This is a genomic window from Bradyrhizobium sp. SZCCHNRI3043 (genome assembly GCF_032377735.1).
Lineage (GTDB): Bacteria > Pseudomonadota > Alphaproteobacteria > Rhizobiales > Xanthobacteraceae > Bradyrhizobium.
Genome location: NZ_JAUHID010000028.1, coordinates 45,524 through 58,748, shown reverse-complemented (window position 1 = coordinate 58,748; position 13,225 = coordinate 45,524). Strand labels below are relative to the sequence as shown.

The 13,225-nt window shown below is 66.7% G+C and carries 15 protein-coding genes; 8 read left to right on the top strand and 7 right to left on the bottom strand.

Annotation, left to right across the window (positions count from 1 at the left end; all coding sequences use genetic code 11):
* Positions 1–341 precede the first annotated feature (341 nt).
* The gene (locus QX124_RS30560) at positions 342–731 is read left to right on the top strand and encodes a DUF1236 domain-containing protein (protein WP_315799173.1); all 390 of its coding nucleotides are present in this window, start codon (positions 342–344) and stop codon (positions 729–731) included.
* Between the two features lie 52 nt (positions 732–783).
* On the opposite strand, the gene QX124_RS30555 is transcribed toward QX124_RS30560, so the two are convergent.
* The 3 genes from QX124_RS30555 to QX124_RS30545 all read right to left on the bottom strand — a co-directional run bounded on the left by QX124_RS30555 (position 784) and on the right by QX124_RS30545 (position 2,415).
* A complete protein-coding gene (locus QX124_RS30555; RefSeq protein ID WP_315739787.1) occupies positions 784–1,137 on the bottom strand; it encodes a VanZ family protein in 354 nt (117 codons plus the stop codon).
* Positions 1,138–1,267: 130 nt separating this feature from the next.
* The gene (locus QX124_RS30550; RefSeq protein WP_315799172.1) at positions 1,268–1,867 is read right to left on the bottom strand and encodes a thiamine pyrophosphate-dependent enzyme; all 600 of its coding nucleotides are present in this window, start codon (positions 1,865–1,867) and stop codon (positions 1,268–1,270) included.
* Positions 1,864–2,415, bottom strand: a complete 552-nt coding sequence (locus QX124_RS30545) for a thiamine pyrophosphate-binding protein (protein WP_315770423.1) — start codon at positions 2,413–2,415, stop codon at positions 1,864–1,866. Before QX124_RS30545 ends, QX124_RS30550 begins: the two co-directional genes overlap by 4 nt.
* 159 nt (positions 2,416–2,574) lie before the next feature.
* On the opposite strand from QX124_RS30545, the gene QX124_RS30540 reads away from it, so the two are divergent.
* The 3 genes from QX124_RS30540 to QX124_RS30530 all read left to right on the top strand — a co-directional run bounded on the left by QX124_RS30540 (position 2,575) and on the right by QX124_RS30530 (position 4,268).
* Positions 2,575–3,624, top strand: a complete 1,050-nt coding sequence (locus QX124_RS30540) for a hydroxyacid dehydrogenase (RefSeq protein WP_315799171.1) — start codon at positions 2,575–2,577, stop codon at positions 3,622–3,624.
* A 33-nt stretch (positions 3,625–3,657) separates the two neighbouring features.
* Complete coding sequence (locus tag QX124_RS30535; protein WP_315739783.1) at positions 3,658–3,786, top strand: hypothetical protein; 129 nt, start codon at positions 3,658–3,660, stop codon at positions 3,784–3,786.
* Between the two features lie 269 nt (positions 3,787–4,055).
* Complete coding sequence (locus QX124_RS30530) at positions 4,056–4,268, top strand: hypothetical protein (RefSeq protein WP_315756427.1); 213 nt, start codon at positions 4,056–4,058, stop codon at positions 4,266–4,268.
* Between the two features lie 8 nt (positions 4,269–4,276).
* On the opposite strand, the gene QX124_RS30525 is transcribed toward QX124_RS30530, so the two are convergent.
* Together QX124_RS30525 and QX124_RS30520 are read right to left on the bottom strand one after the other, a co-directional pair.
* Positions 4,277–4,849: a GNAT family N-acetyltransferase gene (locus tag QX124_RS30525; RefSeq protein ID WP_315770418.1), complete on the bottom strand. Its 573-nt coding sequence runs from the start codon at positions 4,847–4,849 to the stop codon at positions 4,277–4,279.
* Between the two features lie 8 nt (positions 4,850–4,857).
* Positions 4,858–7,215 carry an Orn/Lys/Arg decarboxylase N-terminal domain-containing protein gene (locus tag QX124_RS30520; RefSeq protein ID WP_315799170.1) on the bottom strand — a complete coding sequence of 786 codons (2,358 nt, stop codon included), beginning with the start codon at positions 7,213–7,215 and terminating at the stop codon, positions 4,858–4,860.
* A gap of 143 nt (positions 7,216–7,358) precedes the next feature.
* On the opposite strand from QX124_RS30520, the gene cobT reads away from it, so the two are divergent.
* The 3 genes from cobT to cobS are packed head-to-tail and all read left to right on the top strand — an operon-like array spanning position 7,359 to position 9,723.
* The gene (gene cobT / locus QX124_RS30515) at positions 7,359–8,414 is read left to right on the top strand and encodes a nicotinate-nucleotide--dimethylbenzimidazole phosphoribosyltransferase (protein ID WP_315799177.1); all 1,056 of its coding nucleotides are present in this window, start codon (positions 7,359–7,361) and stop codon (positions 8,412–8,414) included.
* The gene (locus QX124_RS30510; RefSeq protein WP_315786185.1) at positions 8,414–9,007 is read left to right on the top strand and encodes a histidine phosphatase family protein; all 594 of its coding nucleotides are present in this window, start codon (positions 8,414–8,416) and stop codon (positions 9,005–9,007) included. The genes cobT and QX124_RS30510 overlap by 1 nt, the downstream gene beginning before the upstream one ends.
* On the top strand, positions 9,004–9,723 hold the full coding sequence (gene cobS, locus QX124_RS30505) for an adenosylcobinamide-GDP ribazoletransferase (RefSeq protein ID WP_315739776.1): 720 nt from the start codon (positions 9,004–9,006) through the stop codon (positions 9,721–9,723). Before QX124_RS30510 ends, cobS begins: the two co-directional genes overlap by 4 nt.
* On the opposite strand, the gene cobD is transcribed toward cobS, so the two are convergent.
* Complete coding sequence (gene cobD / locus QX124_RS30500; RefSeq protein ID WP_315799169.1) at positions 9,720–10,751, bottom strand: threonine-phosphate decarboxylase CobD; 1,032 nt, start codon at positions 10,749–10,751, stop codon at positions 9,720–9,722. The genes cobS and cobD overlap by 4 nt on opposite strands.
* 22 nt (positions 10,752–10,773) lie before the next feature.
* On the opposite strand from cobD, the gene cbiB reads away from it, so the two are divergent.
* Positions 10,774–11,742, top strand: coding sequence for an adenosylcobinamide-phosphate synthase CbiB (gene cbiB / locus QX124_RS30495; protein ID WP_315799168.1), 969 nt, complete (start codon positions 10,774–10,776; stop codon positions 11,740–11,742).
* On the opposite strand, the gene QX124_RS30490 is transcribed toward cbiB, so the two are convergent.
* On the bottom strand, positions 11,729–13,222 hold the full coding sequence (locus tag QX124_RS30490; protein ID WP_315799167.1) for a cobyric acid synthase: 1,494 nt from the start codon (positions 13,220–13,222) through the stop codon (positions 11,729–11,731). The two genes, cbiB and QX124_RS30490, sit on opposite strands and share 14 nt — an antisense overlap.
* Positions 13,223–13,225 lie beyond the last annotated feature (3 nt).

Sequence of the window (13,225 nt, the reverse complement as noted above, 5' to 3'; positions counted from 1 at the left end):
CCGAACCGCCGTATACGTGATCCGTATGTACGGTGGTGTGGGAGGGGTGGAGTCGCGAGACTCCCCCCTATCCCGATAGGCCTTCACCCGGCATTCCCTGCGCCCTCTCGATTCATCGAAGGGCCGTCGATCGTGGGACTCGGGCGTGATCCGCCGCGAGAGTGCGAACCTGCGCGTGGTTGTTTGAAACGTGGATAGCAACTGAGCAATTTCTGTCGTCCTCGACGAGTTCGAGGTTTTGTTCCCGGTGGCATGATGAAGTTTCGGCCATTTGGAACCGGAACTGCAGGCGATCCCTTGGTGTTGAACGGCATCTCGAAAGCACTGGAGGAGAGACAATGATGAGAAACCGTCTTGCCGTTTCGCTGATCGCCACCTCGCTGCTGGCGTCGACCGCTGCGTTCGCACAGTCCACGACCGTCGAAGGTGCCGCCAATGGCGCTGCGGCCGGCGGCGCCGTTGCCGGTCCGGTCGGCGCCATGGTGGGTGGCACGGTCGGCGCCGCCGTCGGTGCGGGCCTGGAAATTCCGAACGCGGTGATCAACTCGATCGAGGCCGAGCGCGCGCCGTCGGTGGTCGTCCATGAGCGCGTTGTGGTCGGCGAGCCGCTGCCCGCCACCGTCGAGCTGCGCCCGGTGCCGCGCTACACCGAGTATCGCTACGCCGTCGTGAACGATCGCCGCGTGATCGTCGATCCGCGCACGCGCCGCGTCATCAAGATCATCGAGTGATCTGACGTTCTGACGGACAGGGGCCTCGTCGCATCAGCGGCGGGGCCTCTCGTCATGCGGTCTGCGTGCGGATCTGTCGGATGAGCCAGTCGATGGCCGCGGACAGGCCAAATCCGAGGCAGGCGGCCGCGGCGTCGACGATGAAGTCTTCCAGCCGCGCGTGACGTCCCGGCGCCAGGAACTGCGAGAGTTCGAGTGCACCGATCAGGATCACCGCAATCCCGGTGGTCAGCAGCCGATGACTGCGATAGGCGAGGCCGAAGGCAAGGCCGATCAGGATGAAGGCGAGGGCGTGTTCGCCGTCCTGTCCCAGGTGCGAATGTGGCCTATAGTTGGGCGGGCCCAGCGTTGCGAAGGCAACGGCTGCGGCGAGCAGCCAGGCCGAGAGGCGAATGACGATCATCATGGACGCTGCTTAGCACGTTCCGGGCCACGAACCGGGGTCACGGTCGCTTGAGGCACCGGTTTAGTTAACGTGGCTCGGAAGCCGGAACATGGCCTTCTCATCGTACCGCGAACAGCTTTCGTCCGGCGCCTCAGATCGGCTGCCGGACTCCCAGACCCTGCATGAAGCGCTCGCGGATCTGTGCCGGATCGCGCCTGGTGGCGCCCACACCGGGCTTGTCGTCGATCTTCGCCGCAATCAGCACCGGGCCGGGCGACTCGAGCGCAAGAGCGATCAAGCGTTCGAAATCTTCCTCGTCTGCGGCCCAATGGCTGGCGCCGATGCCGCAGCCGGCGGCAATGGCGACAATGTCGGCCTGCCGGGCCGAGGTCGGCTGGCTGCCGGTGATCTGGTAGATGCCGTTGTCCATGACGATGATGGCCAAATTCTTCGGCGCCAGCGTGGCAATCGTGGTCAGGCAGCCCAGTTGCATCAGCAGCGAGCCGTCGCCTTCGAGCGCGAACACAGGGCGTTGCGGCTGCGCCAGCGCGACGCCGAGCGCGATCGGGCAGGCCAGCCCCATGCTGCCGAGCATGTAGAAATTCTGCGGCCGCTGGCCGGCGGCCCACAGGTCGAAATTGGTGTTGCCGATGCCGCCGATGACGGCTTCCTCGTGCTTGAGCTTCGCGACCAGACGGCAGGTGAGGTCGTAGCGGTTCATGATCTTGGTGTTGCTGTGAGGGGCGCTCATGCGAACACCTTTCCGCCGGTGAGCAAAGGCGAGAGGATGAGCGCCACCGGCGCCTGGGTCGCCACCGCCTGCTTGATCGAGCGGTCGACGACGAATTCGAGCTCGTCGAGCCGCGTCATGGTGTGGTGCTCCATGGCCAGCGCATCGAGCACCGGCCGCATGGTTCGGCACACCAGCGACTGGCCGACATTGAACTCGCCCAGCGTGCCGCGCTCGGACACGATCATGATCAGCGGGATCTGGCAGGGCACGATCAGCGAGGCCAGCACGTTGGCGAGCGTGGCGAAGCCCGAGGTCTGCATCAACAGCGCGCCGCGTCGGCCGCCCATCCAGGCCCCAGTGAGAATGCCGACCGCTTCCTCCTCGCGCGCCGTCGCAAAGGTCGTGAAGAACGGATCGTCGTGCAGGTTCTGGATCAGCGGCGTCAGCACCCGGTCGGGTACGTAGGGGATGAGGTCGACGGCGTTGTGCTTGAACGTCTGCAGCACGATCTCGTGCCAATTCGGCACAGCGGTTGCTGATCGCGCCGCATCGGCATCGGCGGCCATTGCTGTTCCTCCGGTCGTTCCTGATGGGGGCCCGGCGCACGGGGCTTGGCGCTGAGCTTGACGGCACCGGAACGATTGTCAACATGCCGGCCCGGCCGGTCAGGCATCCGCCTTTCAAGTCCGAAATCAAGAACCAAGAAACCAGGAGGTCGGCTGTCCATGGTCGCGAATTCCAAACGCGTCTTCTACGTCAAATACCTGGCCCACCCGATCTTCAGTGAGCTGCTCGCCGCGCGCCCCGACGTCCGGCTCGACCGGCTGGAGAACGAGAGCTCCGAGGCCGAGACGGCGGCGATCCTCGCGGCGGCTCACGCCTACCAGATCGGGGCGGCCCGCGACGAGCTCGCGCCGCGCTTCCACGTCGATGCAGACCTGCTGCGCCGCGCCCCAAACCTCCTCGTCGTGTCCAGCAACGGGGCCGGATACGACCCGGTCGACGTCGACGCCTGCACCGAGGCCGGCGTCCTCGTCGTGAACCAGTCCGGCGGCAACGCCCATTCGGTGGCGGAGCACACGCTCGGCATGATGCTGACCCTGTCGAAGCGCATCATCCAGTCCGACCGCCGGCTGCGCCGGGAGCGCGATGTCAACCGCAACGATTTGATCGGCAACGAGGTGCAGGGACGGACGATCGGCATCATCGGGCTTGGCAATGTCGGCCGCCGGGTTGCCGAGCTGTGCCGCGGCATCCTCGGCATGACGGTGCTGGCCTATGATCCGTATCTCTCGTCCGAGGAGATCGCCGCACGCGGCGCGGAGAAGGTGGAACTCCATGACCTGATGCGGAGCTCGGATTTCGTCTCGATCAACTGCCCGCTGACGAAGGAAAGCCGCGGCATGATCGGTGCCCGCGAGTTCGCGCTGATGCAGCCTAGCGCCTATTTCGTCACCACCGCCCGCGGCTTCATCCATGACGAGGAGGCGCTGTTCGCCGCGCTCAGCGAAAAGCGCCTCGCCGGCGCCGGGCTCGACGTCTGGGCCAAGGAACCGCCGCCGCCGGACCATCCGCTGCTGCAGCTCGACAACGTGCTGGCGAGCCCGCACACCGCCGGCGTGACGCGGGAGGCGCGGCAGAACATGGGCCGGATCGCGGCCGAGCAACTGCTCGCCGCGCTCGACGGCGGCCGGCCGCCGCGCCTGATCAATCCCGAGGCCTGGCCGCGCTACAGCGCTCGTTTCCGCGAGGCGTTCGGAGTGACGCCCTCGTAGCCAGAAGAGAAGTGATTGCGGGGAGAAGATTTCATGCGTCGCAAGCTGCGACGCAGCAATAAATCTTCTCTCCAGGGCGGCTTCGGCGAAGCGGACATTGCTATTTTCGGAGCCGTCTCGACAGCCCAGTGGTGGCTGATCATTTTTCCAGGGGCGCCATGAGCTTAGGCCACGTTTTTCGCTCGGCGCGGAAGGGAAATTGGTCCGATGCGCCGGTTGAACGCCATCCTGAAGTCGACCCACGGCCGCGTCCGTCGCGCCGTCTCGGAGTTCGTCGCGATCGCCGCCGCGAGCCTGCCTTCGGTGGGCGCCTGAGCGCCGGTTCCACCGCTGCGTCAAATATTTGCATCGGCCGCTTGATATCGGTGAACAGCGGGAGGAGAAGCGCGGTAACATCACCTTCGAGCACTGCGTGAGAGGCAGGAGGTTGCATGTCGCGCTATGTCATCCATTTCATGAAGGACGTGCTGGGCGAGAATGGCCGCCAGTGCGAGATTTGCCAGAGCACGTTGGAGGTTGAGGCCGACAGCGAAGGCGAAGCCGCAGAAATCGCAAAGTCCAGGTTCTGCGAACAGCAGGAGGTGCGCGACTGGTCGCTGCATGCCGACCGCATTGAGGTGAAGGCGGCCGACTTTCCGTCCTGACCTGCGGCTCAGCGGCCCATCCCAGCCGGTGCGTCGCTGGCTCCGGGGCCAAGCGAGCGCTGCACCATCACTGTGTCGCACCAGCGGCCGAAACGGTAGGCTACTCCCGGCAGCAGCCCCACCCTGACGAACCCGAAGCGCTCATGAATGCCGAGCGAGGCGACATTATCGGCGTCGATATAGCCGATCATCTGGCGATATCCGGCCGCGGCGGATGCATCGATCAGCGCCTGCATCAGCAGCCCGCCGACACCACGGCCGAGATGCTCATGGTGGACATAGATCGAATGCTTGACCGCGAACCGGTAGGCCGGCCGCTTCCTGAACAAGACGACATAGGCATAGCCCACGACTTCGCCGCGGAATGTCGCGACAAGATGTGGCAGCCGATGATTTCGCAGATTCTTGCGCCGCTGCTTGAGGTCGTCCGGCTCGGGCGCCCCGGAACCGGCGGCGCTGTCCTCGACCCCGCGGCGGACATGCCGCCGGTAGATCGAGAGCATGGCCTCGACATCCTCGTCGCGTGACGGCCTGACGAGGACCGGCGGCTCGGTGTCGCGAGCCGTGATCGCGCTGTCCATGGTTCGAATTACTCTGCGCAGACATAGGTATGGAGCCGGATCCGGCCGGACTCGTCGAGCTCCTTATACAGCCCCTGTATTTCGACCTCGAAACCGGGATAGGCGTTGAACGCCCGCTCGAACATCTTGAGGTAATCGATCATCGGCTTGGCGCGGTCGGATAGCCGCTCGCCCGGAACGATGGTGGCGATGCCCGGCGGATAGACCACGAAGGGGGTCGTCGCAATGCGCCCGGCGATCCGATCGATCGGCAGGTAGTCGACCTCGTTGCGCATCAGCGCACGCGCCGCCTCGCGTGGTGACATCGCGATCTCCGGCATGTGCTGCGGCTGGAACTGCTTTGCCTGCAGCGCGCTCACCTCGGCTTCGCGGTAGAAGCGGTGCATCTCTCCGCAGAGGTCGCGCAGCCGCAGCTTGCCGTAACGCGCAAAGCGCTTGCGGGTGAACTCCGGAATGGCGTCCTCCAGCAGCACGTTGTCATCGTGGAGCCGCTTGAAGGCGACCAGGCCACTGATCAGGGTTCCCGCCTTGCTCGCCTCGACCCCCGGCGTCAGCAGGAACAGCAGCGAGTTGAGATCGTTCTTCTCCGCCACGATGCGGTTCTCGCGCAGATATTGCGCGACGATCGGAGCCGGGATGCCGTGATCGGCATAGCCGCCGGTGGCGCGATCGAAGCCCGGGGTCAGCAGGGTCAGCTTGTTCGGATCGGTCATTGCGAAGCCGGGGGCGAGATCCGGAAAGCCGTGCCATGCCGCGCCCGGCGTGAGCTGCCACAGCGCGGTATCGGTCGCGAGCTGGTCGGTCGAGATCGCCTCCCAGGCCACGTCATGGCTAGCCCCGGGATTGGCCGCATCGGGGATCGACACCCGGTCCGGCACGAACGGCTCGAAGAACCAGCGCCGCGCCGGATCCTTCTCCTTCTCCTCGAATTCCCGGCGCATCGCCCTGATCTTCTTGCGCAATTCGATTCCGAGCCGGATCGTGTCGTCCCACAGCACCTCACCGGAGCGGCCCTTCATCATCTGCGCGCCGACGTCCAGCGAGGCGAACAGCGGATAGAACGGCGAGGTCGAGGCGTGCTGCATGAAGCTTTCGTTGAAGCGGCGATGCTCGACCCGCCGCCGCTGGCCCTTGATGTGGCGGTCCTTGACGTGGATCTGCGAGGCCTGGGAGAAGCTCGCGAGCTGCTTGTGGGTCGATTGCGTGGCGATGATGCCGGGGGCGTCGGGTCCGAGGTCGCCGAGGCCCATGGCGAAGCGGCCGGCGTAGAGCGGGTGGAATTTCATGAAGCCCGCCCAGGCCTCGTCGAACATGATGTAGTCGCAGAGATGCCCGATCCGCTTCAGGATCATCTCGGCGCTGTGGATCGTGCCGTCATAGGTGCACTCCTCGACCACCGCGACGCGGAACGGCCGCTCCTTGCGCCAGGCGTCGGGGTCCTTGACCAGCGGGTTGTCGCGGATCTGCTGTCGCAGATGCTCTTCGTCCAGCAGATCCCAGCGCATCGGGCCGATCAGGCCCCAGGGGTTGCGAACCGTTGGAACGTAGATCGGGACGCCGCCCGAAATCAGCAGCGCGCCGTGATGAGCGGCCTTGTGGTTGTTGCGATCGAACAGCACGAGGTCGCCGTCGGTGACCAGGGCCCCGAGCACGACCTTGTTGGAGGTCGAGGTACCGTTGAGGACGAAATAGGTCTTCTCGGCGCCGAAGATCTGCGCGGCTTCCTTCTGCGCGCGCAGCGCCGGCCCCTCATGGGTCAGGAGATCGCCGAGATCGAGCACGGAATTGTCGAGATCGTCGCGGAACACGGCCTCGCCGAGATGCTCGACGAAGACCCGGCCGATCGGGCTGCGGCTATAGAACACGCCGCCATTGTGCCCGGGGCAGGTCCAGAGCTGGTTGCCTTCCTCGGCATAGTCGACCAGCGCGCCGAAGAATGGCGTCTTCAGTGTCTCGGCATATTGCTTCAGCCGGCTGACCAGGTTCTTGGCGATGAAGGCTGGAGTCTCCTCCGACAGGAACACGTAGCCGTCGATGAAGTCGAGCACCTCGACCGGCAGATCCTCGAACCGCTTGCGGCGGATCAGGAGGATGATCGGGAAGTCCAGTCCGCGACGGCGCATCAGGTTGATCAGCGACGCCGTCTTGCCTTCCAGGCCCTTCTTGCCCCAATCGACGACCATGCAGCCGATCGCGGCATCCGTCTGCACAGCGATCTCGGCGTCCTCCAGCTTGCGGGCGCGCACCACCTCGAAGCCCGAGCGCTGGATCTCCTCGATGATCTGGTTGAAGCGGAGCCCCGCAAGGTCGTCGGTCTCGAACACGGGCGCGGCGAACAGGAAGGTGAAGCGGCGGAAGTATTCCATGAGAGTCTTTCGGGCTGGGTGGGCAGCCACCTGTCGTCACGTTCGATGACGCTTCGATGACAATAGGGCGCCTCACGGAGCTTGTCTCGGTCGCCTCGCAGTGGCAATCGTCCCGAACCCGAGTGATGCTGAAAGGATCCGTGGTGCTTCCCGAATGGATCAGCCTTGATTGTGTGGCGCCGTCCGAGCTCCATCGGCAGGCGGCGCTGGAACGCCAGGCCCAGTTGACCAAGCCGATTGGCGCCCTTGGGCGATTGGAGCAGGTGGCGGTCGAGCTGGCGGCGCTGCAGGCGTTGGAGCGGCCGGGGGCCGATCGGGTCCCGGTGGTGCTGTTCGCGGGGGACCATGGCATCGCGGCGCGGGGCGTGTCGGCGTATCCGCCGGAAGTGACGGTGCAGATGCTGCACAACTTCGCGGCCGGTGGCGCAGCGATCTCGGTGCTGGCGCGCAACCTCGGCTGTCCGCTGGAGGTGGTCGACGTCGGCACGCTGGCGAGCGAGCCGGTGCCCGGCGTGATCGTCGACAAGCCGCGGCGCGGCACGCGCGACTTCAGCACCGAGGCGGCGCTGACGCTGGAGGAGGTCGCGTTTGCGGCCGAAGCCGGACGGCGCGCGGTGGTGCGGCAGGCCGATCACGCGCCGCAACTCGTGATCTTCGGCGAGATGGGGATCGGCAACACGACATCGGCGGCAGCGATTGCCGCCGCGCTGCTGTCATGCGCGCCCGCGGACATCGTCGGCAGCGGCACCGGGCTCGACGCCGACGGACGGGCCAGGAAGGCTGCGGTGATTGCCGATGCGTTGGGGCGACACGGGCTCACGGCGGGAGCGGCCGTCGCGGATGTCCTGGCTGCAGTCGGCGGCTTCGAGATCATTGCGATGGCCGGCGCGATCGTCGCCGCCGCGCAGCGGCGCTGGCCGGTGCTGGTCGACGGCTTCATCGTCTCTGTCGCGGCGCTGGTCGCCGTCCGCCTCAATCCCTCCTGCCGTCCGTGGCTGCTGTTCTCGCATCGCTCGGCCGAGCGCGGCCACGCCATCGTGCTCGACGCGCTCGGTGCCCGTCCGCTGATCGACCTCGATCTGCGGCTTGGCGAGGCCTCGGGCGCCGCCACTGCGCTGCCGATCATTCGGTTGGCCTGCGCGCTCCACGGGGGCATGGCCACCTTTGCGGAGGCCGCCGTCTCGGGAGCCAAGTCCTGATGCGGATCGATCTGCTGCGGCACGGGACGACAGGACGGGACGGCTATCTCGACGGCCGTACCGACCCGCCGCTCAGCGACCTCGGCTGGGATCAATTCCGGCGGCAGACGCGGAGCCTGATCTGGCACAGCGTCGTCAGCTCGCCGTTGGCGCGCGCACGTGCGGCAGCGGAGGATTATGCCCGGCAGACCAACTGTGCGCTGGACATCGATGCGGATTGGAGCGAGCTCGATTTCGGACGCTGGGACGGGCGGACGCATCGCGACATCGCCGCGGAGCCCGGAGGCGAAGCCTTGCTCGACACCTTCCATGCCGATGCTGAGGTCCGGGCGCCGGGCGGTGAGAGCTGGTCCGATTTGCAGGCGCGAGTGGCGCGCGCAACACATCATATCCTTGTCCGGCCCGAGCCTGCGCCGGTTCTCGTGGTGACCCATGGCGGCGCCATACGCGCAGCGCTCTCGCATCTGCTCGGCTGGCCGCTGCACCAGCTGTGGAGCTTACGCATTCGCCCTGGTACGCGGATCACGCTCGAAGCCGGGCAGGGCGATGATGGTGTACCTTGGGGCGAAATCGTCGAGATCATCCAGCCATGATGCTTCGTGAATTCTGGATCGCATTGCAGTTCCTGACACGGCTGCCGACACCGCGGGTCGCTGAGTTACGACCGGACGATCTGGCGCGGGCGTCGGTCTGGTTTCCGGCAGCCGGACTGGTGATTGGCGCCTGTCTGGCGCTGGTCGCCCGCCTTTTTCATGATGCCGATCCGTGGATCGTCGCGCTGACCGTGCTGGTCGCCTGGATCGGGATCACCGGCGCGCTGCATCTCGATGGGCTCGGCGACGTCGCCGATGCGTTCGGCGCCTCGCATGGCAAGCCGGAGCGCTTCATCGCCGTGCTTGGCGATCCCCACGCCGGCAGCTTCGCTGTCGTCGCGATATCCCTGCAGATCGCCGCGAAGCTGGTGCTGATCGCCGAGCTGGCGACGGGGCCGACGGCCTGGGCGCTCGTGCTGATCCCGGCCTGGGCGCGCTGGGGAACGCTGGTGTGCAACAAGACGCTGCTTTCGCTGAAGCCGGGGCTGGGGGCGAGCATCTCCAACAGCGTCGGCTGGAACGTCATCGTCGCCTGGGGCGGCGGACTCGCGATCGGTGCGCTCGCCGGCGCGGTACCGACGCTGGTTGCGATTGGTCTCGTTCCGGCGGTCGCGTTCTACTGGCAATGGCGGCTCGGCGGCATCACCGGCGATTGCCATGGCGCCAGCATCGAGGTCACGGAAACGCTGCTGCTTGCCGCCTGCGTGCTCGGTTAGAAGGCATCGCCGAGCGCCGGCGCCAGCCGGTGCCACTCGGACGCATTGCCCGGCAGGCCGAAGCGCAGCCAGCTCGGCTGAGCCGGAAAGCGCCGGACGTGGATGCCGTGCCGGGCGAGCCGCTCGGCGATGTCAGGCGCGTTCGGCGATGTGATCAGCCTGAACAGCGGCGTGCCGCCGATGACCGCGCAGCCGGCCTTGCTCAGAAGATCGTCGATGCGCTGACAGTCGTTCGCCAGCCGCGCGCGTGTCTGCTCCAGCCAAGCAGCGTCGGCCAAGGCCGTCGTTCCGATCGCGAGCGCAGGTCCGGATACGGCCCAAGGCCCGAGCTCGTCGCGGAGTCGGCGGACGACGTCAGCGGAGCCGATCGCGAAACCGAGGCGGACGCCGGCAAGGCCGTAGGTCTTGCCGAACGAGCGCAGCACGATCGTCGCCGGCGGCAGGTCGGCTGCGAGGCTGGCGTCGGCGGGACAAAGATCGATGAATGCTTCGTCGACGATCAGCAGGCCGTCGCGCCGGCGCAAGGTCGCGGCCAATCCGACCTGCACATCGCGGGGCAGCAGGCGGCCGGTGGGATTGTTGGGATTCACGACGACGGCAACATCGGCATCGGCGAGCGCATCGACATCATCGACCAGACCGACGCGATGCCCACAGCGGCGCCAGCACAGCGCATGCTCCTCGTAGGTCGGGGCGAGCACGGCAACCCTCGAGCGCGGGCGCAGCCGCGGCAGGATCTGCAACAGCGCCTGCGTGCCGGGCGCGGCAACGATCATTTCGGGCCCCGCCACGCCATAGCGCGCAGCAGCCGCTGCGCACAGCGCGTCGTCTTCGGCTTGGGCCGGCAAGCGCGCCCAACTTGCGGGCGGGATGGTCGGCACCGGGTAGGCTATGGGATTGATGCCGGTCGACAGATCGATCCACGGCCGCGGCGCATCCGGGTAGCGACGGCTGATCGCAGCGAGATCGCCGCCGTGAAGGATCGCTTCCGGCTGGTCCGCGCCCGTGCTAGTCGCTCTGTCGTCCATGTCTGTCCTTCAGCGGAGATCGATGTTCGTCTCTCTCGCGCTCACGGCGCTGCTCGTCGAGGCGGCGGTCGGTTATCCCCAGGTCCTGGTGCGGCGGATCGGCCATCCCGTGATGTGGATGGGTGCGCTGATAGCATGGGCGGACCGCCGCTGGAACGGGGCAGACGGCTTTGCCGCACGACGTGCCCGCGGCATTGCGCTCGTCTGCCTGCTCGTCGCGGGGGGGATGACCATCGGCCTCGCCGCAGCGTGGGTGATGCAGGCGGTCGTGGGCGAGCCGGTCGCAGCGATCATCCTTGGTGTGGCGGCAAGCAGCCTGCTGGCCCAGCGCAGTCTCGACACGCATGTCGCCGCGGTTGCAGAGGGACTGGAGCAGGAGGGGCTCGAGGGCGGCCGCCGAGCGGTCTCGATGATCGTCGGCCGCGATCCCGATCGGCTGGATGAAGCAGGCGTTGCGCGGGCCGCGATCGAGAGCCTGGCAGAAAACTTCTCCGATGGCGTCGTCGCACCCGTGTTCTGGCTCGTCGTCGGTGGTCTTCCAGGTATCCTGATCTACAAGGCTCTCAACACCGCGGACAGCATGATCGGTCATCTCTCGGACCGGCACCGCGCGTTCGGCTGGGCGGCGGCGCGGCTCGACGATCTCGTCAACCTGCCGGCCTCGCGCCTGTCCGCGCTGTGGATCGCAGCCGCTGCGGCCTGCATCCCGAGCGCCTCGGCTTCGGCCGCGGTGCGAGCCGTTGCACGTGATGCGTCGAAGCATCGTTCGCCCAATGCCGGCTGGCCGGAAGCGGCGATGGCTGGTGCGCTCGGACTGCGCCTGGCGGGGCCGCGCGTCTATCACGGTCATCTCGTCACCGATGCCTGGATGGGCGACGGGCGCGCCGATCTCAACGCCTCCGACATCCGGCAGGCCTTGCGGCTGTATCGGCTGGCCTGTCTGGTTCAGGCCCTGGTCGTCGCAGGACTCGTCCTGGTCAGGATCCTGTAGCCGCCACGGGCGGCGCGGGCTTGCTCGCCAATGCAAGGATACGGTCCACGTCAACGTAGCGCTCGAGATGCGCCGCGAGTGCATCCAACGTCGTGTCCACATCGATCTCATAGGAGAGGCCGCTGGTCGTCGCGCCGAGGCTGCGCAGCCAATGGCTGCGCAGGCCGTCGTCGGCGAACAGGCCATGCACGTAGCAGCCGGCTACCAGGCCATCAGGCGCGATGGCGCCATCGCGCCGGCCATCGGAGAAGGTCAGGAAGGGGCGCTGTGTCGCCCGTCCCTCCGTGTGGCCGATGTGCATCTCGTAGCCGCGGAACGAGAGCTTATCGTGCGTCAGCGTGCCCTGGACCTCGCGCAACGCCTTGTCATCGGTCAATGTCGTTTCGACGTCGAGCAGGCCAAGTCCCGCGACGGACTCGGGCGTGCCCTCGTGCCCATCGGGATCGCTGATCACACGCCCCAGCATCTGATAGCCGCCGCAGATGCCGAGCACGCGGCCGCTGCGGCGCAGATGCGCGATAAGATCGATGTCCCAGCCGACTTCACGCAAGGCGGCGAGATCGGCAATCGTGGCCTTCGAGCCCGGCAGGATCACCATCGATGCGTCGCCGGGGATCGGCGTGCCAGGCCGCAAAAACTGCAGATCGATTCCATCTTCCAGCCGCAACGGATCGAACTCGTCGAAATTGGAGATGCGCGGGTAGGCGAGGATGACGACCTTCGGCCGCTGTCCTCCCGATGATCCGCGTTCAGCCAGGCCAAGCGCGTCCTCCGCTGGCAGGCGGCGCGCATCCGAAAAATGCGGAATGAGCCCGAGCGATGTCCACCCCGTCCGCTTCTCGATCTCGTTCATGCCTGACGCAAACAAGGCCGGATCGCCGCGAAACTTGTTGACGAGGAAACCTGCCACGCGCGCGGCATCGTCCGGCGGGATCACAGTCCTGGTGCCGACCAGGCTCGCAATCACGCCGCCCCGATCGATATCGCCGATCAGCACCACCGGAATCTGCGTGGCTTGCGCAAAACCCATGTTGGCGATGTCGCCCGCGCGCAGGTTGATCTCGGAGGCGGAGCCCGCGCCTTCGACCAGCACGATGTCGGCATCCGCTGCGAGGTGATGGAAGCTGTCCAGCACGGCCGCCATCAGTTGCGGCTTCATCGCCTGATAGGCGGACGCCTTGGCGTTGCCGACCACGCGGCCCTGCACCACGACCTGCGACCCGATCTCGCTCTGCGGCTTCAGCAACACCGGATTCATGTGCACGGTCATCGGCCGCCGCGCCGCGCGCGCCTGCAGCGCCTGGGCACGGCCGATCTCGCCGCCATCAGCGGTGACGGCGGCGTTGTTCGACATGTTCTGCGGCTTGAACGGCGCCACCTTGAGGCCGCGCAATGTCAGCGCGCGCGCGAGCCCCGCGACGATCAGCGATTTGCCGACGTCGGAGCCGGTGCCCTGGAACATGATGGCGCGCGCGCGCATGAG